This window comes from Paenibacillus sp. JJ1683, assembly GCF_053006485.1.
This window is the reverse complement of the sequence record NZ_CM129820.1, coordinates 3,334,646-3,357,662: the sequence shown is the minus strand read 5'-3', so window position 1 is coordinate 3,357,662 and position 23,017 is coordinate 3,334,646. Positions and strand designations below refer to the sequence as shown.

Annotated in this window: 26 protein-coding genes; 25 read left to right on the top strand and 1 reads right to left on the bottom strand. The window is 46.9% G+C overall.

Annotation, left to right across the window (positions count from 1 at the left end; translation table 11 throughout):
- Nucleotides 1-23 precede the first annotated feature (23 nt).
- From ndk to ACUC6J_RS14235, 22 genes are all read left to right on the top strand, one after another.
- Nucleotides 24-467: a nucleoside-diphosphate kinase gene (ndk, locus tag ACUC6J_RS14340; protein ID WP_013371674.1), complete on the top strand. Its 444-nt coding sequence runs from the start codon at nucleotides 24-26 to the stop codon at nucleotides 465-467.
- 30 nt (nucleotides 468-497) lie between these two features.
- Complete coding sequence (locus ACUC6J_RS14335; protein WP_447249019.1) at nucleotides 498-1,298, top strand: CheR family methyltransferase; 801 nt, start codon at nucleotides 498-500, stop codon at nucleotides 1,296-1,298.
- Between the two features lie 232 nt (nucleotides 1,299-1,530).
- Nucleotides 1,531-2,700, top strand: a complete 1,170-nt coding sequence (gene aroC / locus ACUC6J_RS14330) for a chorismate synthase (RefSeq protein WP_019687864.1) — start codon at nucleotides 1,531-1,533, stop codon at nucleotides 2,698-2,700.
- A 1-nt stretch (nucleotide 2,701) separates the two neighbouring features.
- Nucleotides 2,702-3,796 carry a 3-dehydroquinate synthase gene (aroB, locus tag ACUC6J_RS14325; protein ID WP_447249018.1) on the top strand — a complete coding sequence of 365 codons (1,095 nt, stop codon included), beginning with the start codon at nucleotides 2,702-2,704 and terminating at the stop codon, nucleotides 3,794-3,796.
- Nucleotides 3,797-3,798: 2 nt separating this feature from the next.
- Nucleotides 3,799-4,173 (top strand): chorismate mutase, encoded by a 375-nt coding sequence (aroH, locus tag ACUC6J_RS14320; protein ID WP_016822205.1) that lies wholly within the window; start codon nucleotides 3,799-3,801, stop codon nucleotides 4,171-4,173.
- 384 nt (nucleotides 4,174-4,557) lie between these two features.
- Nucleotides 4,558-6,108, top strand: a complete 1,551-nt coding sequence (gene trpE, locus ACUC6J_RS14315) for an anthranilate synthase component I (protein ID WP_016822204.1) — start codon at nucleotides 4,558-4,560, stop codon at nucleotides 6,106-6,108.
- Between the two features lie 32 nt (nucleotides 6,109-6,140).
- Entirely contained in the window at nucleotides 6,141-7,187 is a 1,047-nt protein-coding gene (gene trpD, locus ACUC6J_RS14310; protein ID WP_126666179.1) for an anthranilate phosphoribosyltransferase, read from the top strand.
- Entirely contained in the window at nucleotides 7,177-7,971 is a 795-nt protein-coding gene (trpC, locus tag ACUC6J_RS14305) for an indole-3-glycerol phosphate synthase TrpC (protein ID WP_447249017.1), read from the top strand. The genes trpD and trpC overlap by 11 nt, the downstream gene beginning before the upstream one ends.
- Complete coding sequence (locus tag ACUC6J_RS14300) at nucleotides 7,968-8,654, top strand: phosphoribosylanthranilate isomerase (protein WP_044785203.1); 687 nt, start codon at nucleotides 7,968-7,970, stop codon at nucleotides 8,652-8,654. Before trpC ends, ACUC6J_RS14300 begins: the two co-directional genes overlap by 4 nt.
- The gene (trpB, locus tag ACUC6J_RS14295) at nucleotides 8,651-9,847 is read left to right on the top strand and encodes a tryptophan synthase subunit beta (protein WP_016822200.1); all 1,197 of its coding nucleotides are present in this window, start codon (nucleotides 8,651-8,653) and stop codon (nucleotides 9,845-9,847) included. The genes ACUC6J_RS14300 and trpB overlap by 4 nt, the downstream gene beginning before the upstream one ends.
- Complete coding sequence (trpA, locus tag ACUC6J_RS14290; protein ID WP_016822199.1) at nucleotides 9,844-10,650, top strand: tryptophan synthase subunit alpha; 807 nt, start codon at nucleotides 9,844-9,846, stop codon at nucleotides 10,648-10,650. Before trpB ends, trpA begins: the two co-directional genes overlap by 4 nt.
- A 57-nt stretch (nucleotides 10,651-10,707) precedes the next feature.
- Nucleotides 10,708-11,811, top strand: a complete 1,104-nt coding sequence (hisC, locus tag ACUC6J_RS14285) for a histidinol-phosphate transaminase (protein ID WP_017427553.1) — start codon at nucleotides 10,708-10,710, stop codon at nucleotides 11,809-11,811.
- 26 nt (nucleotides 11,812-11,837) lie between these two features.
- Nucleotides 11,838-12,926 (top strand): prephenate dehydrogenase, encoded by a 1,089-nt coding sequence (locus ACUC6J_RS14280; protein ID WP_090890180.1) that lies wholly within the window; start codon nucleotides 11,838-11,840, stop codon nucleotides 12,924-12,926.
- A gap of 833 nt (nucleotides 12,927-13,759) precedes the next feature.
- The gene (locus ACUC6J_RS14275) at nucleotides 13,760-14,356 is read left to right on the top strand and encodes an RNA polymerase sigma factor (protein WP_013310707.1); all 597 of its coding nucleotides are present in this window, start codon (nucleotides 13,760-13,762) and stop codon (nucleotides 14,354-14,356) included.
- Nucleotides 14,353-14,979, top strand: a complete 627-nt coding sequence (locus tag ACUC6J_RS14270; RefSeq protein ID WP_013371659.1) for a hypothetical protein — start codon at nucleotides 14,353-14,355, stop codon at nucleotides 14,977-14,979. Before ACUC6J_RS14275 ends, ACUC6J_RS14270 begins: the two co-directional genes overlap by 4 nt.
- A gap of 67 nt (nucleotides 14,980-15,046) precedes the next feature.
- The gene (locus ACUC6J_RS14265) at nucleotides 15,047-15,631 is read left to right on the top strand and encodes a histidine phosphatase family protein (protein ID WP_025365124.1); all 585 of its coding nucleotides are present in this window, start codon (nucleotides 15,047-15,049) and stop codon (nucleotides 15,629-15,631) included.
- A gap of 183 nt (nucleotides 15,632-15,814) precedes the next feature.
- Nucleotides 15,815-16,924, top strand: coding sequence for a hypothetical protein (locus ACUC6J_RS14260; protein ID WP_430208334.1), 1,110 nt, complete (start codon nucleotides 15,815-15,817; stop codon nucleotides 16,922-16,924).
- Nucleotides 16,925-16,978: 54 nt separating this feature from the next.
- On the top strand, nucleotides 16,979-17,485 hold the full coding sequence (locus ACUC6J_RS14255) for a gamma carbonic anhydrase family protein (RefSeq protein ID WP_090890187.1): 507 nt from the start codon (nucleotides 16,979-16,981) through the stop codon (nucleotides 17,483-17,485).
- A 22-nt stretch (nucleotides 17,486-17,507) separates the two neighbouring features.
- Complete coding sequence (locus ACUC6J_RS14250; protein WP_013371655.1) at nucleotides 17,508-17,687, top strand: IDEAL domain-containing protein; 180 nt, start codon at nucleotides 17,508-17,510, stop codon at nucleotides 17,685-17,687.
- 173 nt (nucleotides 17,688-17,860) lie between these two features.
- Nucleotides 17,861-18,511 carry a DUF1405 domain-containing protein gene (locus tag ACUC6J_RS14245; protein ID WP_447249016.1) on the top strand — a complete coding sequence of 217 codons (651 nt, stop codon included), beginning with the start codon at nucleotides 17,861-17,863 and terminating at the stop codon, nucleotides 18,509-18,511.
- A gap of 23 nt (nucleotides 18,512-18,534) precedes the next feature.
- A complete protein-coding gene (locus ACUC6J_RS14240; protein ID WP_447249015.1) occupies nucleotides 18,535-19,053 on the top strand; it encodes a GNAT family N-acetyltransferase in 519 nt (172 codons plus the stop codon).
- 202 nt (nucleotides 19,054-19,255) lie between these two features.
- Complete coding sequence (locus ACUC6J_RS14235) at nucleotides 19,256-20,101, top strand: sporulation protein YpjB (protein WP_447249014.1); 846 nt, start codon at nucleotides 19,256-19,258, stop codon at nucleotides 20,099-20,101.
- Between the two features lie 76 nt (nucleotides 20,102-20,177).
- Here ACUC6J_RS14235 and ACUC6J_RS14230 read toward each other — a convergent pair whose 3' ends face one another.
- Nucleotides 20,178-21,047: a YitT family protein gene (locus tag ACUC6J_RS14230; RefSeq protein ID WP_016822189.1), complete on the bottom strand. Its 870-nt coding sequence runs from the start codon at nucleotides 21,045-21,047 to the stop codon at nucleotides 20,178-20,180.
- A 213-nt stretch (nucleotides 21,048-21,260) separates the two neighbouring features.
- On the opposite strand from ACUC6J_RS14230, the gene ACUC6J_RS14225 reads away from it, so the two are divergent.
- From ACUC6J_RS14225 to dapB, 3 genes are read left to right on the top strand one after another with little or no spacing between them, the layout of a single operon-like run.
- Entirely contained in the window at nucleotides 21,261-21,590 is a 330-nt protein-coding gene (locus tag ACUC6J_RS14225) for a nucleotide pyrophosphohydrolase (RefSeq protein ID WP_007430805.1), read from the top strand.
- Nucleotides 21,591-21,640: 50 nt separating this feature from the next.
- Nucleotides 21,641-22,159, top strand: coding sequence for a tetratricopeptide repeat protein (locus ACUC6J_RS14220; protein ID WP_016822188.1), 519 nt, complete (start codon nucleotides 21,641-21,643; stop codon nucleotides 22,157-22,159).
- Between the two features lie 31 nt (nucleotides 22,160-22,190).
- Entirely contained in the window at nucleotides 22,191-22,994 is an 804-nt protein-coding gene (dapB, locus tag ACUC6J_RS14215; RefSeq protein ID WP_016822187.1) for a 4-hydroxy-tetrahydrodipicolinate reductase, read from the top strand.
- Nucleotides 22,995-23,017: the final 23 nt, after the last annotated feature.

The window sequence follows — 23,017 nt, the reverse complement described above, 5'->3', positions numbered from 1 at the left end:
TAGATTGGATTGGGAGTGAGCCGATGGATCGTACGTTTTTGATGGTTAAACCGGATGGTGTACAACGCGGACTGATTGGACGTATTGTCAGTCGTTTGGAAGACAAGGGCTTCAAAATGGCGGCTGGCAAGCTTGTGCAGGTATCTAGAGAACAAGCAGAGCGGCATTATGCGGAGCATGTGGGCAAGCCTTTTTTTGAAGAGCTTGTAGGCTTTATCACATCAGGACCTGTATTTGCCATGGTTTGGGAAGGGGATAACATTGTTACGCTTTCCCGCTTGCTGATTGGTAAAACACAAGTAACAGAGGCTCTTCCCGGCACCATTCGTGGAGACTTTGCTGCACACACACCGTTTAACCTCATTCATGGTTCAGATTCACCGGAGAGCGCAGAGCGCGAGATTGCAAATTTTTTCACACCAGAAGAATTGGTTCGGTATGAAAAAACTGTAGCGACCTGGGTGTAAGTTTAATTACGTATGAAGAAGGATGGTAGCATGACGGATCTGGAACTGGGTCAGACGGACCCCGATTACACAGCGTTTATCCGCAAAATCAAGGACAGCACAGGTATTGATCTTGCACAATACAAAGAAGCACAGATGAAAAGGCGGTTAACGACGCTTCGCAACAAAAACGGGTTTCCCAGTTTTGTTTCTTTTTATGATGCCATGATGAAGGAAAAACCTCTATTCTATGAATTTCTGGATCGTATGACGATCAATGTTTCCGAATTTTGGCGAAATCCCAATCGGTGGGAAGTGCTACGGGATATCATTTTGCCACAGCTGCTTGTAGGAAAGCAGAAGCTTAAGCTGTGGAGTGCAGCCTGCTCGACTGGTGAAGAGCCCTATAGCCTGGCTATGGTTCTCGAGGGTAAAGGAATTTTAGGAAATTGCTCTATTACAGCTTCCGACATTGATGATGGTGCATTGGCTAAAGCCAAGGAAGGTAAATATTTGGAGCGTTCGCTCAAGGATGTGCCTGAGCAGGTAGCTAGCAAATATTTTAAACCAGATGGTGCCATGTATCGGATTGATGACCGTCTAAAACAGGCTGTGAAATTTCAAAAGCAAAACTTGCTGCTGGATCGGTTTGAGGATGGGTATGATCTCATTATCTGTCGAAATGTTATGATTTATTTTACAGAAGAGGCCAAACATGCGTTGTATCAAAAGTTTGCTGCCAGCCTTCGTCCCGGCGGTGTTTTATTTGTCGGCAGTACCGAGCAAATCTTTTCTCCTAACCAATATGGGCTGGAATCGACTGAAACCTTTTTTTATCGCAAAAAAGCATAAGCCTGTACATATCATCCATCGTTTCGTAGGAACTTATTTCTATTCTTAAGTAATGGATGGCTGGCTTATCAACAGCGCACGTCCTTTAGCTCTTCTGGCTGAGGGACGTGTTTTTTTGTTTATCTGCCTCAGACGTGGCTTTTCTTGTCAAAGAAAGGTGCGTATACTATAATGAAGCACAGTTAAAGATTTTAGCGATGCACAGTTTAACAGTTTAAAGGGGGAACGCGTCATGAGTTTACGTTATTTAACCGCGGGGGAAACGCATGGTCCCCAGCTAACTGCCATTGTAGAGGGTATGCCGAGTAATTTGAAATTGGATTTTGAAGAATTGAATTTTCAATTGCACCGTCGTCAGAAAGGATATGGACGGGGGCGGCGTATGCAGATTGAAAAAGATACGGCGAAGATTGCTGGTGGCGTACGTCACGGATATACCACAGGTGCACCAATTGCACTAGTTGTGGAAAATAACGATTGGAAGCACTGGCAGAATATTATGAATATTGAGCCTATTGAAGGCAGTGATGAAGAAAAACGTCGGGTTCATCGGCCGCGTCCGGGTCATGCGGATTTGAATGGCGGAATGAAATACAACCTGAAGGATCTTCGTAACGTGTTGGAACGCTCCAGTGCACGTGAAACAGCAATTCGTGTGGCATGTGGCGGTTTGGCTCGTCAATTACTGGCTGAGTTCGGGATCAAGGTGGCAGGTCAGGTCATCCGCATTGGTGAAATCGAAGCTCCTTATCGCGATTTGCCGATTGATGAACTGATTGCCGTAACAGAAGCTTCTTCGGTAAGAGTAACCGATCCAGAAACGGAGAAGAAGATGGAAGCGTATATTGACCTGATCAAGCAAGAAGGTGACTCCGTCGGTGGTGTAGTGGAATGTATCGTGGAAGGTGTTCCGATTGGTCTGGGCAGTCATGTACAGTATGATCGGAAGTTGGATGCACGTATCGCACAAGGCGTCATGTCGATCAATGCATTTAAAGGTGTGGAAATCGGCATTGGGTTTGAAGCAGGAGAATTGCGTGGTTCACAGGTGCATGACGAGATTTTATATGATGAGGAACGTGGATATCACCGTCGTACGAATCGATTGGGTGGTTTTGAGGGTGGCATGACCAACGGAATGCCAGTGGTGGTTCGTGGCGTTATGAAGCCAATTCCCACACTTTATAAGCCGCTGCAAAGCGTTGACATTGATACGAAAGAAGCGTTCACTGCACAGGTTGAGCGTTCGGATGCATGTGCGGTACCAGCGGCAAGCGTAGTCATGGAGCATGTGGTAGCTTGGGAGATAGCCAAAGCTTTACTAGAGAAATTCGGCGGGGATTCAATTGAAGAAATCCGCGCGAATATTGCATCCTATGAACAACAACTGGAGCAATACTAAGATGAGTACGCTGACGGTACAGCTTGGCGTACGTTCTTATCCTATTCTTATCGGACGTGGGTTGCTGCATCAAGCCGGAGAGTCGTTGAAGGAACGAGGAATTGCACAAAAAAGCCCATTATTGATTGTTTCAGACGAAAATGTAGCGGGATTCTACTTGGCAACATTGGAAAGCAATCTTCAAGAGGCGGGGTACAAAACGGTATCATATGTCGTTAAGCCAGGTGAAACATCCAAGTCGCTTGCTGTATTTGAGCGGGGTATAACAGCAGCCATTGAGGGCGGTTTGGATCGCAATTCAGCTGTTATCGCTCTTGGTGGTGGTGTGGTGGGTGATTTGGCTGGATTTGTGGCGGCATCTTTTATGAGAGGCATCAAGTTCGTACAGGTTCCAACTACTATCCTTGCCCATGACAGCAGCGTGGGTGGTAAGGTCGGCATCAATCATCCTTTGGCGAAAAATATGATAGGAGCCTTTCACCAACCGGAACTCGTACTGTATGACGTAGATACGTTGTCAACATTACCTTCTCGCGAGGTATCTGCGGGGCTTGCTGAAATGATCAAGCATGGCTTGATCTGGGATGCTGATTTTGCTCAGTGGTGCCGTGAACATTCGACGGATTTGCTCGGACTGGATGCGACGGCACTGGAGTACGGGCTGGAGAAGGGGTGCTCCATTAAAGCCGAAGTTGTATCGCGCGATGAACGAGAAAATGATTTGCGCGCTATTTTAAACTTAGGCCATACGATCGGTCATGCGATTGAAGCGATTGCGGGATATGGTGAGTTTTTACACGGGGAAGCCATTTCTATTGGTATGGTCGGCTCAGCACTTCTGGGTGTAAAGCTGGGGGCAGATCCTTCTTTGGTAAACGAAACGAAGGAAATGCTGTCATCGCTGCGCTTACCGACTTCTCTTCCGTCACATCTCGATACAGATCGATTGCTCGAAGCGATGATGCATGACAAAAAATTCAAAGAAGGCAGCATTACTTTCGTTGTCCCACGCAGTATTGGGCGTGTGGAGGTTGTGAAGGATATTTCCGTCTCTTACATCCGGGAAGTCATTGAACAGTTAAAAGAGGAGGCGTAACGATGTACAATCGTGGAATTCGTGGCGCGACGACCGTGACGAATAATGAAGCAAACGAAATTTTGGAAGCAACAAGCCAACTACTGGAGGAAATTGTATCCTACAATGAAATTCAGCCGGAGGATATTAGTAATGTATGGATAACGGTGACCCATGACCTGGATGCTGCCTTTCCAGCCATGGCCATCCGTCAGCTTGACGGCTGGGACATGGTCCCGCTCATGTGTGCATTAGAAATTCCTGTGGCTGGTAGCTTGCCCAAGTGCATCCGTTTGATGGTACAGGTGAATACCGATAAATCTCAGCGTGAAATGAAACATGTATATTTGAACGGAGCACAGATGCTAAGACCGGATCTGGCTTCCCAAGGGAAATAATCGTCCATTTTTTAAGTTGATGGTTGCCAAAGTAACATTCCATGAGATATAGTGTGTGTAGCAGAGTTGAGTAGAGTAGAGTTAGCCAGAGCAGAGTTGAGATGAGAAGAGTGTAGTCTAGCCAATTCCATATGAGATTACAGAGACCAGCGGTAGCGGGTAAGCTTTTGTCCGTGAAGAGACCTTCTTCATAAAGAGAAGCTTATTTGAGGTAACCTGCGCGGTTATGCAAAAGGGATAAGTGTATGCTTTTCTATTTGCTGTGATCATTTTACATATGGAGCATTCTTATAATTTCAATAACTGACAGCCTCTACCTTACGGGTAGAGGCTTTTTTATTCTCTCCATTGGGTTCTGCGCCAATTTGGAAAGGAAGTGATCTCATGTTAACGCCGCATGTGGAGCAAGTGATAGCGATGGCGAATGAATTTAACCTGATTCCTGTGTACAAAAAAGTGCTGGCTGATATGGAGACGCCGATTCGGATTTTCCGTCGGTATGCTGAGCGGGACCGTGCCTTTCTGCTGGAGAGTGTAGAGGGAGGCGAGCAGTGGGCGCGACATTCCTTCATCGGAACAGACCCATTTCTGATGGTCTCAGGTAAAAAAGGTCGATTGATTTTGGAACAACACGGTAAACGGCAAATATTAAGCGACAAGCCGATTGAAGCGCTCAAAGCATTACTTCGTAAATACCGTAGTCCGAAACTGAAAGACATGCCTCCATTTACAGGCGGGGCTATCGGATTTTTTGGATATGACCTGCTTCAATACTACGAAAAGCTGCCAGAGCACTCGGTAGATGATTTGAATATGGATGATATTCGTTTTATGTTTTGCGATCAAGTCATTGTCTTTGATCATGTGAAACAGCAAATTTTGCTGGTTGGCAATGTTCATATAGGTGAAGGGTTCCGCGAGGAGGACATTCGTGCTGCTTATGCAGATGTGGAACGCAAGTTGGAGAACACGGCGCAGTATTTGCGCAAGCAGTCCCCACCGGAGCGATTAGGCTCTGCCTCCATTCCTGATGATGTGGAACTGGGTGAGATCCAATCCAATGTGACAAAGGAACAGTTTATATCAAACGTGGAGCAGGCAAAGGAGTATATCCGCTCCGGTGATATTTTTCAGGTTGTACTGTCCCAGCGTTTTCACATCGATACAGAGGCCTCTCCACTACAGGTATACCGCGTGCTGCGCACGATGAACCCGTCGCCATATATGTATTATCTGAAAATGGATGACGAGATCATCGTAGGCACTTCGCCGGAGGCACTCGTCAAGGTGGAAAACGGCCGTGTAGAGACCCGACCGATTGCAGGAACGAGACCGCGTGGCGTAACGGAAACCGAAGATGCGGCGCTTGCTGAAGAATTGTTGAAGGATGAAAAAGAACGTGCAGAGCATCTGATGTTGGTAGATCTGGGAAGAAATGATCTGGGACGTGTATCCCAGTTTGGCACCGTAAAATGCGATACATTCATGGAGATTGAACGCTATTCCCACGTGATGCACATTGTATCGAATGTGTCGGGCGAACTGCGTGAGGACAAAGATTTCTTCGATGCTTTCCTGTCTTGCCTGCCGGCCGGCACCGTATCCGGAGCTCCAAAGCTACGGGCGATGGAGATTATTGCTGAGCTGGAGCGGGAAGCACGCGGAACCTATGCAGGAGCAATTGGATATTTGGGCTTCTCAGGCAATATGGATGCTTGCATTACGATTCGCACAATTGTGTTTAAAAAGAACCGGGCCTATGTCCAGGCAGGGGCTGGAATTGTGTGGGACTCGGTACCGGAAAGCGAGTATCAGGAGACGGTGAACAAAGCAAAGGCACTGCTCAAAGCAATCCGCACGGCGGAAGCGATGTTTCCAGCAACGACACAGCCTTACAACAGCGTCATCAACCAAGATTATTTGTACACTCCGTAACACAAAAATCTGATTCTGAGGAGGAGACGACAATGGAACGACATGACATGATACAAGTAGGGTTAAGCCGGATCATTGAAGGACAGCATCTTTCGCGTACGGAGGCCCGTAGCGTGATGGAACAGATTATGAGTGGGAGTGCTACACAGGCGCAAATCGGCGGGCTCCTGACGGCTCTTCGCCTCAAGGGAGAGACGGTAGATGAAATCACCGGTTTTGCCGAAGCAATGCGCAATTACGCTAGTCCAGTGCAAGCTGGAGAGGGGAACAGTCGTCTACTGGATACATGCGGCACCGGGGGTTCGGGTATTCACAAGTTTAATATTTCCACCATTTCCGCTATTATCGCGGCTTCGGTTTCTGTACGGGTAGCCAAGCACGGCAACCGCTCTGCAAGTGGCCGTGCCGGGAGCGCTGATGTCCTGGAGGCACTCGGAGTCAACATTCATTTGACAAGTGATCAGGCTCGCTCGTGTCTGGACCGCATCGGTATCTGCTTTTTATTCGCACAGCTGTATCATCCGTCTATGAAGCATGCCGCAGCACCGCGCCGCGAGCTAGGTGTGCGGACGGTATTCAATATGCTCGGTCCATTGACGAATCCGGCTGGTGCGGATCGGCAGTTGCTGGGTATTTATGATGCTGGCAAAACGGAAGTGATTGCCGAGGTATTGAACCAGCTTGGCTCCAAACGAGCCATGGTCGTCAGCAGTTTGGATGGGCTAGATGAAATTAGTATTTCGGCCGCCACACGAGTATCCGAGCTCAAGGACGGCAAGGTTCACACGTTCGAGCTTCATCCGTCCGATCTGGGCTTGCAGACACATTCTCTCGATCAGGTGTTGGGCGGCGATGCTCAGGTTAACGCAGAGATCATACGGCGAATTTTGAACGGAGAGCATGGAGCTTATCGTGATGTTGTGCTAGCGAATGCAGGAGCGTGTATTTATGTCTCAGGCGCAGCAGCTACCTTGACAGACGGAGTAGCGAGAGCGGCAGAAGCCATCGACTCTGGATTGGCTCTTTCCAAGCTGGATCAATTAATACAGGCAACGGGGGAATATCAATATGTATCTTGATAAAATTGTGGTGACGAAGCGACAAGAAGTGGAGCAGCTTAAGCAGCATTTTGAGATTAATAAAGCCGAACGCTTAATTGCAGATTTACCTGTGACGAGAGGATTTGAAAATGCGATCGCTAGCAGACGCAACCGTCCGCTCGGGCTGATTGCTGAAGTAAAGAAGGCTTCTCCGTCCAAAGGGTTGATTCGACCAAATTTCCATCCGGTGGATATTGCGCGTGCATATGAGGGAGCAGGAGCCGATTGCATTTCTGTACTGACAGATGTTACGTATTTTCAGGGGAGTCCTGAATATTTACAGCAAATTCGCGATCAAGTGAAAATTCCACTGCTGCGAAAAGATTTTATCATTGATGAACGGCAAATCTATGAAGCTCGTCTATTGGGAGCGGATGCGGTACTGTTGATTGCCGCGATATTGGAACAGAATGTATTAGGTTCATTCTTACAAATCGCCAAGGATCTTGGGCTGGATGCGTTGGTAGAGGTGCATGACAGTGAGGAACTTAAAGCAGTGCTGGATCTGGGTACAGCGACCTTAGTTGGTGTGAACAATCGCAATCTTCGGACATTTGAGACCCGTCTCCAGACGACAGAGGAGCTGATCTCCCTGATCCCAAAAGGGGTTACATTCATCAGCGAAAGCGGCATTGCAGGACCGGAAGATGTTAAGTATCTGCATTCGGTAGGTGCGCACGGCATTCTGGTAGGGGAGCATCTGATGCGTAAGGAAGATGTAGGACAGGCTGTAGTCGAATTGATGGACGGGGTTAAAGCATGAACAAAACGGGCGTAAAAATTTGTGGACTTCAAAGCGTTGAAGTGCTAAAATCTATGGTAAACTTACCGGTCGATTATATAGGTTTTGTGTTTGCTGACAGCAAGCGCCGGATTGACGGCGCACATGCTGGAGAGTTGCTTCGCGTATTGGATGAATGGGCCTCGGGCAGCAGACCGCGCAGCGTGGGCGTATTTGTGAACCCTGACGATGCACTGTTAAACGATGTGATGGAGAAAGCACCATTGGATGTCATTCAGTTGCATGGACAGGAAAGTCCACAGCGCTGTCGGGAGCTTAAGGAACGTTTTGGCATACAGATATTCAAGGCTTGGTCTGTGGACAGCCAAGGGCAGACAGAGCAGGGGAAGACCGAACACCGAGCAGACGAATTAGAGGCTTATGTCGGAACAATTGATGCTTTACTGCTGGATACATACGATCCCCTGTATGGCGGCGGTTCTGGAAAAACGTTTGCGTGGGATCGAATTCCCGCCTATCAGGCTTGGACTCATCAACACGGAATCCCTCTGTTTGTAGCTGGGGGGCTGACTGCCGATAACGCAGAAAAGCTGATTAGCGAGTATCATCCCGACGGGCTGGATGTTTCCAGCGGTGTAGAGACGAACGGAGTCAAGGACATTGCAAAAATCACAGCATTCGTAGAAAGGGTGAAGCAGGCATGACACAATTACCTGATAACAACGGACGTTTTGGAACATTTGGCGGACGTTTTGTACCGGAAACGTTGATGAACGCACTGATTGAATTGGAGGAATCCTACCGAAAATACGCGGATGATCCTGAATTTAAAGCAGAGTTGAACGGACTTCTAAAAGACTATTCGGGTCGGGAAACTCCGCTTTATCATGCGGAGCGTCTGAGCCAACATCTGGGCGGGGCTAAAATTTACTTGAAGCGCGAAGATTTAAACCATACTGGCGCCCACAAAATTAATAATGCATTGGCCCAGGGATTGCTGGCAAAGCGTATGGGTAAACAGAAGGTCATTGCCGAAACAGGTGCAGGACAGCATGGTGTCGCAACGGCTACCGTAGCTGCATTGCTCGGATTGGAATGCAAAGTGTTTATGGGCGAAGAGGATACGGTTCGCCAGCAGTTGAACGTATTTCGGATGCAGCTTTTGGGTGCAGAAGTGATTCCGGTGACATCCGGTACGCGTACACTTAAGGATGCCGGGAATGAAGCTTTACGTTATTGGGTGAGCCATGTTCATGACACGTTCTATATTTTGGGTTCGGCTGTCGGTCCGCATCCGTATCCGATGATGGTGCGGGATTTCCAGCGTGTGATAGGCGATGAAACACGCCGTCAGATCTTGGAGAAGGAAGGCAGACTTCCGGATGTTGTTGTGGCAGCGATCGGTGGCGGAAGCAATGCTATCGGTATGTTTTATCCTTTCATAGAGGATCAAGGTGTTGCTTTGATTGGCGTGGAGGCTGCTGGTAAAGGCGTCGAGACGGAATTCCATGCAGCTACCATGAGCAAGGGGACGCAAGGAGTCTTCCAAGGCTCTATGAGTTATCTGCTTCAGGATGAGTACGGACAAGTGCAACCTGCGCATTCCATCTCGGCTGGACTGGATTATCCAGGTGTTGGACCGGAGCATTCATACCTAAAAGATATTGAGCGGGCCCAATATGTCCCGATTACTGATCAGGAAGCGCTGGATGCACTTCAGCTCCTTTGCCGTACCGAAGGAATACTGCCTGCATTAGAGTCGGCACATGCCGTTGCACAGGTCGCCAAGCTGGCACCTACGTTGACTTCAGATGATATTATCGTTATTTGTTTGTCTGGGCGCGGGGATAAAGATGTGGACTCCATTATCAAGTATTTAGGGGGAAATCCGTCATGAATTTAATTGATCAGGCGTTTGAACGCCTTAAACATGAAGGCAAAACGGCATTAATTCCTTTTCTGACGGTAGGCGACCCGGATGTGGATACTACGATAGAGATCATTCGGCAGTTAGAGTCAGCCGGAGCCGATATATTGGAACTAGGCGTACCTTATTCGGACCCGTTGGCTGACGGCCCTGTGATTCAGCGTGCGTCTGAACGTGCACTGAAACGGCAAATTTCAATCCGCACCTGTATGGAGACAGCGTCTCTGGCTAGGGCGGCAGGTTCAAGCCTGCCTTTTATTCTGTTCACGTATTATAATCCTGTATTGCAAATGGGGATGGATGCTTTCTTTGCAGGCTTGCAGGAGCACGGTATCAGTGGTCTGATTATTCCGGATCTTCCGCTTGAAGAAGCAGAGGAGTTGGGAGGACGGGCAGCAGAGGTAGGTGTGCATCTGATTCCGCTGGTAGCCCCAACGTCTGAACAACGGATCGAACGAATTGCCCGTCAGGCCCGAGGATTTGTGTACTGTGTATCTTCGCTGGGTGTAACCGGAGAAAGAGCTTCTTTTTTTGAAGGTATAGAGGGCTTTATCGCGCAGGTCAAACGGCATACGGATGTTCCGGTGGCGATAGGCTTTGGTATTTCAAATCGTGAGCAGGTTGTCCGGTTTTCAGACATTTGCGATGGAGTTGTGGTTGGCAGTGCCATTGTGCGACAGGTGGAGGAAGCCATTCCATTGCTGGAGGATTCTGCACGCAGAGAAGAAGGACTTTTGCAAATTCGCGATTTTGTGGCACAATTAAAGCAGTAATGGGTGTCAAATATAAAATATTTAATTTAGTTCTGATTGGATAGAGGAGGAAGGGGCATGCAGCCTAAACCGCATATTGTACATTTGCCAGTATATCAGCCCGGTAAACCGATTGAGGATGTGAAACGTGAGCTGGGACTCGATGAAGTAATCAAGCTCGCCTCAAACGAGAATCCGTATGGCAGCTCTCCCAAAGTGTTGCAGGCCATTCAGCAGGAGTTTGCTAACATCAGTGTATATCCTGATGGAAGTGCAGTTGCTCTGACACAGGCACTAGCTAAACGGACGGGATTAAAAGAAGAACAATTTATCTATGGCTGTGGCTCTGACGAAATTATTGCGTTGATTACGCGTGCATTCCTCCTTCCAGGGGAAGAAAGCATCATGGCTGATCAGACATTTTCCGTCTATAAAAGTAACGTGGAAATTGAGGGAGCAGTTGCAGTTGAGGTGCCTTTGCGTGACGGTGTACATGATTTGGATGCCATGCTGTCTCATATCAATGACCGTACAAAAATTATTTGGATCTGTAATCCAAATAATCCGACGGGAACGATTGTACCCGAAGCTGAGCTGATTGCGTTTCTGAACCAAGTGCCAAAGCATATCATGGTGGTGCTGGATGAAGCCTACGCTGAGTTTGTAATAGATCGTTCGTATCCAGACGGTATTCGCTTGTTGTCAGCTTATGAAAATTTGGTTGTACTGCGTACCTTCTCCAAAATCTATGGTCTGGCTTCGCTACGTATCGGATATGGTATGGGAGCCGAGGCAACCATTCGCTTGATCAATCAGGTTCGTGAGCCGTTTAATACTTCACGGGTAGCACAGGCTGCGGCCATTGCTGCCTTGGAAGATCAGGAATTTGTTCAGGAATGTCGGGATCGTAATGCAGAGGGTAGAGCTTATTTGCAAAATGAGCTGAAGCGTTTGGGGCTGGAGTCTTTCCCGGCACATGGTAATTTTATTATGCTGGACGTACGTCGTCCATCCGGTGAGGTATTTCAGGAGTTGCTTCGTAAAGGTGTGATTATTCGCGCAGGTCATCACAAATATCCGACATATATTAGGGTGTCGGTTGGATCACAGCCGCAAAATGAGTTGTTTATTCGTGCGCTGGAACAGGTCCTGGGGGCGGAAGCGGCGAAAGTACGCCTATAATTTCCGCAGATGGGATTTGATAATAGATGAAGATTGCCATTTTCGGCGTGGGACTGATTGGCGGGTCCCTCGCACTTTGTTTTAGAGGGAAGCCGGATATTACTGTGGTCGGTCATGCTCATCTTCCTGAACTGATAGAACCGATGCTAAGCCGTGGTGTCGTGGACACCGCGACTCTTTCGGTTGAAGAGGCGGTCAAGGATGCCGATTTTATTTTTTTATGCGTTCCGGTTGGTTTACTGGAGCATTACCTCGAATTGTTAAGCAAGTTACCGCTTAAAGCGGGGTGTATTATTACCGACGTAGGTAGCACAAAATCGGCGATTGCCAAAAAGGCATCAGAAATATCTTTGCACAATGCTTACTTTATCGGGGGTCATCCGATGGCTGGCTCGGAGCGTTCCGGTGTCAGGGCCGCTTCTGCGTTGTTGTTTGAAAATGCATATTATGTGCTTTCCCCTGCAGAGGGTGTGCCTGAGGAAGCTTACAGCTCGCTGGAGCGTTTGTTGAAATATACCGGTGCTCATGTTGTGCGTGTCCAACCTGATATGCATGACGATATTGTCGGTGCGATTAGCCATCTTCCACATATTATTGCAGCAGCGCTGGTGAATCAGGTACGAAAGCACAATGATGAAAATCCGTTGTACCGTACATTGGCTGCTGGTGGGTTTCGTGATATTACACGGATAGCCTCTAGTGATCCGGTTGTGTGGCGGGACATTTTGCTGAGTAATCGTGATGTTTTACTGGGCCTGTTAGAAGAATGGAATGGGCAGATTGAGCGTTTTACTCATTTGCTGAGAACACAAGACGGAGAGGGAATTGCTGACGAATTTTTGACAGCAGGGCATTTCCGTAGTGAACTGCCAGAACGTCGTAAAGGAGTTATTGTCTCTACGTTTGATCTGTATATTGATGTACCGGATACCCCAGGGATTATCGGAAGAATTGCAATGGAACTAGGAAATCACAGCATTAATCTGAGCAATATGCGAATTATTGAAAGTCGGGAGGATGTTCCTGGCATCATGAGGCTTTCCTTCCGTCAAGAGCAGGACTGGGAGCGTGCCAAAACCTTACTGGATTCGATGGGTTATAAAGTGGTTGTATAGAAGGAAAGTATGAGTGTTCAATAAGGAGGTAGACCGCTCCGCGATTCATTTGATCTTACGATCGCTGTTGCCTGCAGATTTTCTGATTATATGTACAAAGGGGGAAATCCGCAGGCAAAGGCGAACGCTGCGCTTCTCCAGATTCAAATGAATCGCTCCGCTACGGACCGTCTTAAAAGCATCATACTTTCTGGAGTGAAGTAGTAAGAAAAGATTTAAAGCGGGCGAAGGTTCTCTTCCCGCTTTTTTGTTATTTGAAGAGTCGATGGAATGGTCCTTTACTACTTATTAATAAAGAAAAAAAAACCACCCGGGTAAAGCCCCGGGTGGTAGCTACTTTCAGTAAAGTAGCTGAGTAGGATAGGAGTGGAGAGAAACCATACTGTACTTTTATTATATGTATACGTTTTCATTTTGTCAATATTTTTTTAAAGCGTTTTCTTTTTGTTTAATTATCCTTATTGGTGCTCTAAATGAAACACTTTAATTGGATTTGTCATTTATCTTGAATAAACTTAAAATCCAATGAAAAGCGGTTTAAATGAATTAGCTGCCAGCGTTAGGGAGCCTTTGATGGAAATCGTGGGGATTTTGGACTTTTTTACTGGCGGCCATTTTGTGGTACAATGGGTAAGTCCATTTTGGATATTGAATATTGTTGGGGATAGCACCGTTAATGTTGGCACTACATAGGGTAAGAAAATAACAAATGTTCCATGATGCTGTTTCATCCATTTGCGCAGAGGGCGCAACTTTTTTTGGCCTGTTCGGTATATATAGACAGAATCGGACGGGAAAACAGCACATGTATGGGCGAGGAGGGTCTCACTCGGATGATGACAGATTCCCAGATGATTCAGGAAATCAAACAAGGTAATGTTGAGGTTTATTCAGAATTAATGAGGCGGCACCAACGTAAAATTTTAGCTTTTGTTTATCATATGCTGAAAAGTTCGAACCTGGAAATGATTGCTGAGGACTTATGCTCGGAGACGTTTTATAAAGCGTATCGGAGCCTGCATTCTTTTCGCGAGGTAGATGCATCGTTCTCCACTTGGCTATATACAATTGCACGCAATACGGTGCTCAGTGAGCTTCGTAAGCACCGTAGTGGTCAGGTTCCATTGGAAGAGAGCGGTTATGTACCGGTAGCTCCATCGGATGTAATCCCGGAGCAGGCTGTTCTTCGCGGTGAGAAGGTAGAGATGGTTCGTGAAGCAATCAACAGATTGCCTGAGAAACAGCGATCTGCGCTGATTTTGCGTGAATATGAGCAATTAGATTATCAGGAGATTGCGACTATTTTAGGACAGACGGTCAGTGCGGTGAAGTCATTGCTTTTCCGGGCAAGAACCAGTGTGAAGACGCAGTTGGAGCCTTATTTTTTTGAGCCTCTCTATGAGGAAAACGAAGGGATGAGCAGCCAATGAAATCCAGGGACGCTGAGGATTTGTTCGCTACAGGCAAAAATGTATCGAAACAAGACTCGGAGCGCAGACGGGCCAAAAGCTCGTCTGCCGGGTGGGAGCATGGTTCGGAAGAGAATGATTGGAATTTGTCAAAAGAAAGTCGATCGGCTATTCGTGATATTTCCTTTGAAATAACAGATGATAAGCTAGAGGCAATGAATCGTAGAGTCATGGATCGAATTTATGAAGAATCACCGTGGCTTGTTCCGGGCGAGCATCGACGTGCGCGTGTGAACCCAGCAGCCCGTAAGTATATGTCTGTATGGATCGCCGGCTTCTTGGCCGTATTTTTGTGCAGCTTTTTGTTTTTGAACTGGAATGGAAGCTCCTCTCAGGAAAATCCCCCCCAAGCGGCTCCTGTCATGGACACGGGTATTTTACCGACAGGCCTGCTGGAAACTACAAGTACATCTCCACAGTATCAATACCACATTAAAGATGTGAATAGTGGCATTATGGATCCGCTGGTTGCAAGCATTGTTCCTACTTACCCGCAATACTGGATGTTGTTGTCTGTATTGGCACTTGCGCTTGCTTTATTTTCTCTGGGCTGGATCCATCGGACGAGAAGAGTTAGAAATTAGCTGGCAGATGGGCTCCATATAAAATTCATTATATGCCTGAATAACACAACAGCGGAGGACTGACACAATGCTTATTGGCTTGATCAGACATGGATTGACGGATTGGAATGCGGTAGGAAAAATCCAGGGGCACAGTGATATTCCGTTGAATGAGGAAGGGCGTCGGCAGGCACGCTTGCTGGCAGAACGATTGAAGGAAGAGCCTTATCAATGGGACGGGCTTATTACAAGTAGTCTCTCCAGAGCGAAAGAGACGGGGGATATTATTGCCTCTGCCCTGCATTTGCCATTGCTGGAACCTGATGATCGACTAAGAGAACGTGCTTATGGTCAGGTCGAGGGGATGACACAGGCCGAACGTGAAGAGAAGTGGGGAGTTGACTGGCATCTGCTGGATTTAGGGCAGGAAAGCGATGCAGATCTTCAGCTTCGTGCGCTAGCTTTTATGGAGGCTCTTTGGACAGAAAATCGGGACAAGAATCTGTTGATCGTTTCCCACGGGGGTTTCTTGGCTAATTTGTATAAGGCTCTGTATCAGGAAAAATTTACAGAACGAATTGGCAATTTGTCACTAAGTGTACTCCAGCGTGAGGATGCGGACTGGGAACCGCTTTTATATAATTGCACGAAGCATTTGCAAGAGAAAAAGTGACTGCAACTCCAATACTTTGTGAAAGACCACGGCTTCTACTCATCGTAGAGTCGTGGTCTTTTTGTTTTTTAATTATACCTTTGCAAAAAAAGAGGTTTAGAGTCTGAAGATTCCGTCAAAGCTGTGGGTACAACAGGTAAGAATCATTTCCGGATGACAGTCCAGTGACGAGGCGATGGAACAATGAATCTGGCGGATATGCTGACATTTGCGGATATTGTGCATTTGAACAGAATCGCAGTGTATTACGATTGTGACTGCAAACCTAATTCCAAGCATGAGTTGATCCAAGGGATTTTGACAAAGCTCGGCAGTAGTAGTTTTTTTGAGACGCAGGTCAAGGAGCTGAGGTTGTCAGAGGTAAGGTTTTTGAATGCGCTATTGTTCGATGACCGACCTTATTTCAGTATGGAGGAATTGATTGCGATTGCCAAACAGTCTGTCGAGCAGGACGGAGATGTTGGTGAGCGACCACGAGATATTGTGACCCGTCTACGTTCTAGCGGCTGGTTGTTCAATGGTTCAACGCACAATACGAGATATTTGTACCAAATTCCTTCGGATATGAAGGAGCGCTTTCGGCGTGTTATGGTACATGACTTTCAAAACGGAATGATCCGGGTAAGCGAACCGTCGTCGTATCGGGATGAAGGGCATCTACTGGCGGAGGATTTACGGCTTTTCCTTCAATATATGAGGCAGCATGAGGTTCTGCTTAATCCTGAGGGAGCTTGGTACCGTCGCAATCAGCAGCAACTAATGGAGCATTTGCACATTGCGGAGCCGTTATTGGGTAAAGGAGGATGGCGTTTTGGCTATGGTTCCTCTTTTAAGTTTTATCCGGATCGAATGGCATTACTGTATGATTACGCCCGGCACTCCAAGTATATTGAGGAGAAGGGAGACAGGGTTGAGCTGACCGCAAAAGGGGAGGCACAACAGGAACTCGCAATTGAGGATGAAATGATACAGCTATTCAGGTTTTGGTTAAGATTGTATAAAGGAGCCGTACCCAATCTGCTTTCACTAGTCTACTGGATTGGAGAATGTGCCAGGCCATGGACTTCCTCAGAGTCGATTTTTGTGCATATCGGCCCACTGATCCGACCGTTTTACTATGATACCTCCCGTTCGGTCTTTGATCAGAGGATTATACGAATGATGCTTCACTTGGGTATGCTTCGACAAGGTGAACATTCGACAGGACCCTCAGTACAAATGACGGCCTGGGGGCAGAAGTTGGCGGGAGAGTGCCGTCTTGGGCGAAGCGACTCGGGTATACAGCTCCATTGACAAGCAGTACACATGTTGATAGAATTTCACCCAAAATATGAGAGGGTGAAGTTGATGCTAATTCACTACAACGGAAACTTGCCACAACTCCATTCATCTGTCTATGTGGCAGAAGGAGTAAAAATTGTCGGAAAAGTAACGATCGGCCAAGATTCCTCCGTATGGTTTAATGCCGTACTGCGCGGGGATATGGCGCCTATCATCATCGGTGAACGCTGCAATATTCAAGACGGTGTCGTGGGACATGTGAACACGAATCAGCCCCTGTTGCTGGCGGATGATATTTCGGTAGGACATGCTGCCATTATCCACGGTTGTACGATAGGCAAAGGCACTTTAATTGGTATGGGGGCCATTGTACTCAACGGAGCGGAGCTTGGTGAATATGCTTTAATAGGAGCAGGGTCGGTCGTTACGGAAAATACCAAAATACCACCCTATACTCTTTCTATCGGTACACCTGCCAAAGTGGTGCGCGAATTGACAGATGCAGATTTGCAGCGGATGTCACGAACGACACTCAGCTATGTGGCGAAAGGAAAAGAATATAGGATCTCTTAAACTCATGTTGGAGGTGCATCCTATGGATAAAATGAAGGTTACTTATGAGGTAATGTTGGGCCTGTCTGCTGAGATGGTTTTGGACGAGGCATTACGTAAACACCGGAGTGAAAAACTCTACAAGGATATTGATGAGGCGTTAGCCTCCGGAGATGAAGTAGCTTTTCGTCATCTTACGGATGAGCTGAAAGCAATGAGTTAGAACGCTTTTGGTAAGCTTAAGGTGGTCATTTTGACCAAGCGCCAGTTCGAGATTATATCATCAAACCTGACTGTAACGGCGGTCAGGTTTTTTTGATACGCTTGGATATGATATAGTCATTGTAGGATAGTGCCTGTACAAGGCAACTGTCGTATGAACGGAGGATGAAGGACGTGTCGTTATCTTATTTGTGGAGCCGGTCGTTCTTGACGAGCCGGCCCTTTTTGTGGCTGCTGTTCTGGTGTAATTTAGTTGGAACGGTGTATGGGTACATATGGTATGGCGGACAGCTGGAATATACACTGAATTATCACCCGGCGTGGCAGATTGTATTTGTGCCTGATAGTCCGACGGCCAGCCTATTTTTTACAATTTCTATAGCATTTTTGCTCTATCCTCCGCATTTCAAAAGCTTGAAGGTCATTCGCCAGATCATGGAAGCGTTGGCTGTCGTTACGAGTGTAAAGTACGGCATTTGGGCTTCGGCTATTATTTTGTGGGGAGTTGCGCAGGGGGGGGCCATGGTGTGGCAGGATTGGATGCTGATAGCATCTCACACAGCAATGGCGGTCGAAGCGTTACTGTTTGTACGGTTTTTTAGCTGCAAATGGATTGCTTTATGCTTAGCCGCACTTTGGACATTGTTAAATGATACGATGGATTATACCTATGGCATATACCCTTATCTTCCCAGGACGCTAACGGATGATGTGACGCAAGTGCGTACTTTTACCTACATGCTGACCCTTGTTAGTATTGTAGCGGCATGGCTTGCCATGCTAGCACGCAATCGAAAGGTATCGTCTTATCGTGAACTAGCTTGAGTCTTTTGAATGGAGAAATAGAGATGCATATCGTTATAAATCAGAAGGAATATGTATTCCAAAAATGCATCCGTGATGATCACAAAATAAAAGTAAGCTTTAATTATTTAGCAAAACAGAGTTTTGGTTTTGATTTTAAACCTGGTTTCAATTGGGGGATTGCAAACTACAGGAATCAAGGTTTGAGTCGGTTTTTAGTAGAGCAAGCGCTGAAAGATTGGCATGGCAATTGTGACGGTATCTATCTGTTTGGAAATGATAGTGTGAAGGATTTTTATCCTAGATTGGGCTTCGCTTCGGCACCTGAGTATCAATGTAGTCGGAAGGCACCTACCAGCAACCTAAACATAAAGATTGATCAATTAAATATGGAAGAAATGCCGGATTTGCAGTTGTTGAAAATGAAGAGTGCTGACTTCAATCCGTATTCACTTTTTTCTGCGGAAAACAATGAGTGGTTGGTTTTATTTTATAGTACGTTATTTTATAAAGACAAGTTTTGGCCATACCTCAATACGAGACGATTGTTGTTGCAGATTTGAAGGAGATACGATGAACTGTTACGATATTTTTGGAGCGGGCGACATTCCTTATACTACACTGTTTTATATGACTAAGCACCCAAACAGATGTAATGAAAATCCACTTATGTTTCCTATTTTGTCCAGAGCATAGCCGGTTTCACCTAAAGCCAGTTCTAGTCCCGTTAACCTTGCCATACAGTAAGGTGAGGAGGGATGTCCCATGATTAGGGGTCGGGGGGTTCATATTACGTTACGCTTGGTTTCGAGTATTGTGTTATCCATGGTCCTGCTGCTGTCCGTCTGCGTCCCTCCAGGTATGGCAGAAGCGCGCGATCAGTCAAAACTCGAAGGTAATAGCAAGGAAATTGAAGAACTGGATCATGCAGCTGCGACACTGTACCGTGACGTAATGGACGGGAATATTGAAAAAGCGCGTGTGGATGTAGCCGAGGTGAGCAGATGGTTCAGCACTGGACAGGTACAGGCCACGTTATCTGTAGAGGCCATTCATGCTCTATCCGGCAGCATCCTGGAGGTGCAGCAAGCTACACAGTCGGTTCAAGCATCCCCGGATGAGTGGGTGAAGGCAGCGGCCAATTTACGGCTTGCGACAGATGCGATTGCACACCCACGCCAGCCCTTATGGCAGCAGTATTATAAGATTTTAAGAGAAGATGTTAGCGGTTTGAATAACCAGTTTGCTAAAGGGAACATGAAGGGATTCAAAGCTGGTACCGAAGTCCTGGAAGACCACTATGAAACGATCCGTACAGCAGCATTGATCCATGGCAGAACAACCGAGGTCGTGCGGACTGATTCCTGGATTTCCTACGTCAAAGGATTGGGGGATCAGCAAAATGCAGATGCCTCAGCGATTAGAGGAGCATTGGACCAGGGCAACCCGACGTTGAATGCCTTGTTTGGACGTGAAAAAGACGCTACCGCACTGGCACCATTTATCCCGCGTGAGAGTGAGCGCCGGGCTGAATTGGCTATCGGCATGATTGTGCTGTTGGCGCTGGCCTATGCAGGTTATCGTAAATATCGGGCTGGTTTCACTGGGTAATGATGAAAGTTTGAACATTCGCATCGCTGGCTGTGGAGCCATTCATAGATGTCAGCCCATTGCCCGGATTACCGGGCTATTCCTCTTTGAACCCCTCGCCATGTACATCATGCACATCCTGAATGATGATAAACGCCCGTGGATCAACTGATTTAACAATTTGATGCAGTCGTCTTATTTCCTGACGGGACACGACACAATAGGCAACATGCTTGGCCTGTTTGGAAAATGCACCTACAGCCGGAATAATGGTAACTCCGCGATCCATGTCCCTGGTAATAATATCTGCGATATCCATCGTGTGGTCGCTGATAATCATAAAGGCTCTGGCAGAGTACGCCCCTTCTTGTATAAAATCAATAATCTTAGACGCGATGAACACAGCCACTAATGTATATAGAATTTTTTCTTTGGGTATGTAAAGTAGTGAAGCACCGATAATGACAATATCAATGACCAGCAGAATCCTTCCCATACTCCAGCCAAACTTCCGGTTTAAAATACGAGCGATAATATCCGAGCCTCCAGTAGTGCCGCCAAAGCGGAACACAATACCTAACCCGGCCCCAAGCGTAACCCCCGCATATAATGAAGAAAGTATAAAATCGTGTTCAGTCTGAAAGGTCCCCATCCATCCGAGATGAATCATTTTTTCAAACAACCACAAAAAGAATGTGAGCGACCCGATACCAACCCCCGTGTATATAATCTGCTTGCCCCCAAGCATTTTCCATCCAATCAAAAATAATGGAATGTTCAGTAACAAAGTGGAGAGAGAAGGTGAAATCGAAAAAGCATAATTTAGCAGCAGGGTGATCCCTGTAATACCGCCTTCCATCAGTTTACTGGGTATAATAAAATAAAGCAGACCGAATGCATAGATGGCGGTGCCAAATACGATGGGCAAAATCAATTTAAGCTGTTCCATAGACTTGGATATTTTCATATGATCCCTCACAGTAGCAGTTTAAGGATGGCGACTACATGCAATTTTTGCTAAATCGCAGCCTCTTATGTTTAGTATACCTTTTTGCGACAGCTTTAAAAGACAGATGACTGCAAATTGGGTTCGTTAGTTCACAATTAAAAAAAATTTGTTTTAAAATGTGCTTTACGATAACATATGAATAAACCTGCACATGGGGGGATTGCGTGTTTCATGGAAAAATCGTTAGATGAAATTCAACGTGAGGTAGACCAGTACATCTCTCAATTTAAGGAAGGGTATTTCAGTCCTTTGGCCATGTTGGCCCGGATGTCCGAGGAAGTCGGTGAACTGGCGAGGGAAGTCAATCACTCCTTTGGTGAGAAGCCGAAAAAAACGGATGAGGCGGACAATTCCATTGAGCTGGAGCTGGGGGACATTTTGTTCATCACTGTTTGCTTTGCGAACTCACTGGGTATCAATTTGACTGAGGCACATGATAAGGTTATGCATAAATTTAACACGCGTGACGCGAATCGCTGGACCAAAAAGGACACCGATTAGGCGTTTTGTACATATGCTGTACCAAACCGGTTACCCGGAGGTGCAATGTCATGAAGGCGGAGGAATACGTTCAGAAAGCTTATCAGTGCATTTTGCAGAACGATTTTGAGCAGGCGGTGGAATGGTTTGAAAAAGCGATTTCAGCCCAGCCTGATCATGCGGAGCATTATTTCCGTTGCTCGGTTACCTATGCTCGCAGTGGACGATTGGAGCAGGCCCTGGCATATGCAGAGCATGCGGTCCGTCTCGCTCCACAGCAGGATGAATATGTTCTCCATCTGCATGCGCAGGAAGCCAGGCAGTATACAGAAAAAGCCAGAAAAATGCTGGAAGTCGACAGAGCTACGCCACAGATGCGCCAGGATGCGATTTTGCTGCTCGAACGGGCAATTTCCCTTGATCCGTTATGTGGTGATGCATTTTTACTGCTCGCTTTGATTTATGACGAATTGAATGAATATAAGCTGGCTGTGCAGGCTGCTCGTGAGGCTGCAGCGCTGTTTCCTCACAATGTGCAGCTTGCCAACCTCATGAAGAAATTATGCCAGCAGATGAATGAACAAATCTAGCACAAATGGATGCATAAGGAGTTGTAGGGATATGTCAGAACCAATAAAAGTGGCTGTCGTTGGAGCAGCAGGACGTATGGGCCGTGAGGTGGTCAAATTGGTTCTTCAGGATGAGGAACTACAGCTTGTAGCCGCAGTGAACAGAACACACGCCGGCAGTGATGCCGGCCTTCTCGTCGGACTACCGGAAGCTGGTATCGCTATTATGGAGGATGTAGAGCAGGCTTTACTGGAGAGCCGAGCCGATGTCATGGTTGACTTTACGGGGCCGCGTTTTGCGTACGCACATACAGCGCTTGCTATTAAGCATGGAGTTCGTCCAGTTATCGGTACGACAGGGTTTACTCCTGAACAAATTGATGAACTGGACAAGCAGTGTCGTGAGCAACAAATTGGTGGTCTGATTGCGCCCAACTTTTCGATCGGCGTCATTTTGATGATGCGGTTTGCGGCTCAGGCAGCGAAGTATTTCCCACATCTGGAAATCATCGAATATCATGGTGACCAAAAATTGGACGCGCCCTCAGGTACAGCCATTAAGACTGCTGAACTGATCGCCGAGCAGCGTCAGGAGCTACGACAAGGCAACCCGGAAGAGGAAGAAACGCTAGAAGGATCGCGTGGCGGTTACTATCAAGGCTTCCGCATTCACAGTGTCCGTCTTCCCGGTGTGTTCGCACAGCAAGAAGTCATATTTGGAGGATTTGGACAATCTCTGAAAATTCGTCAGGATTCATATGAACGGGCTGGATACATGCCTGGTGTTAAAATCGGTATCCAGAAGGTAATGGAGCAGCCGGGGCTTGTATATGGTTTTGAGCATTACATTGATTAAGATATACGAATGAATTGATGAAT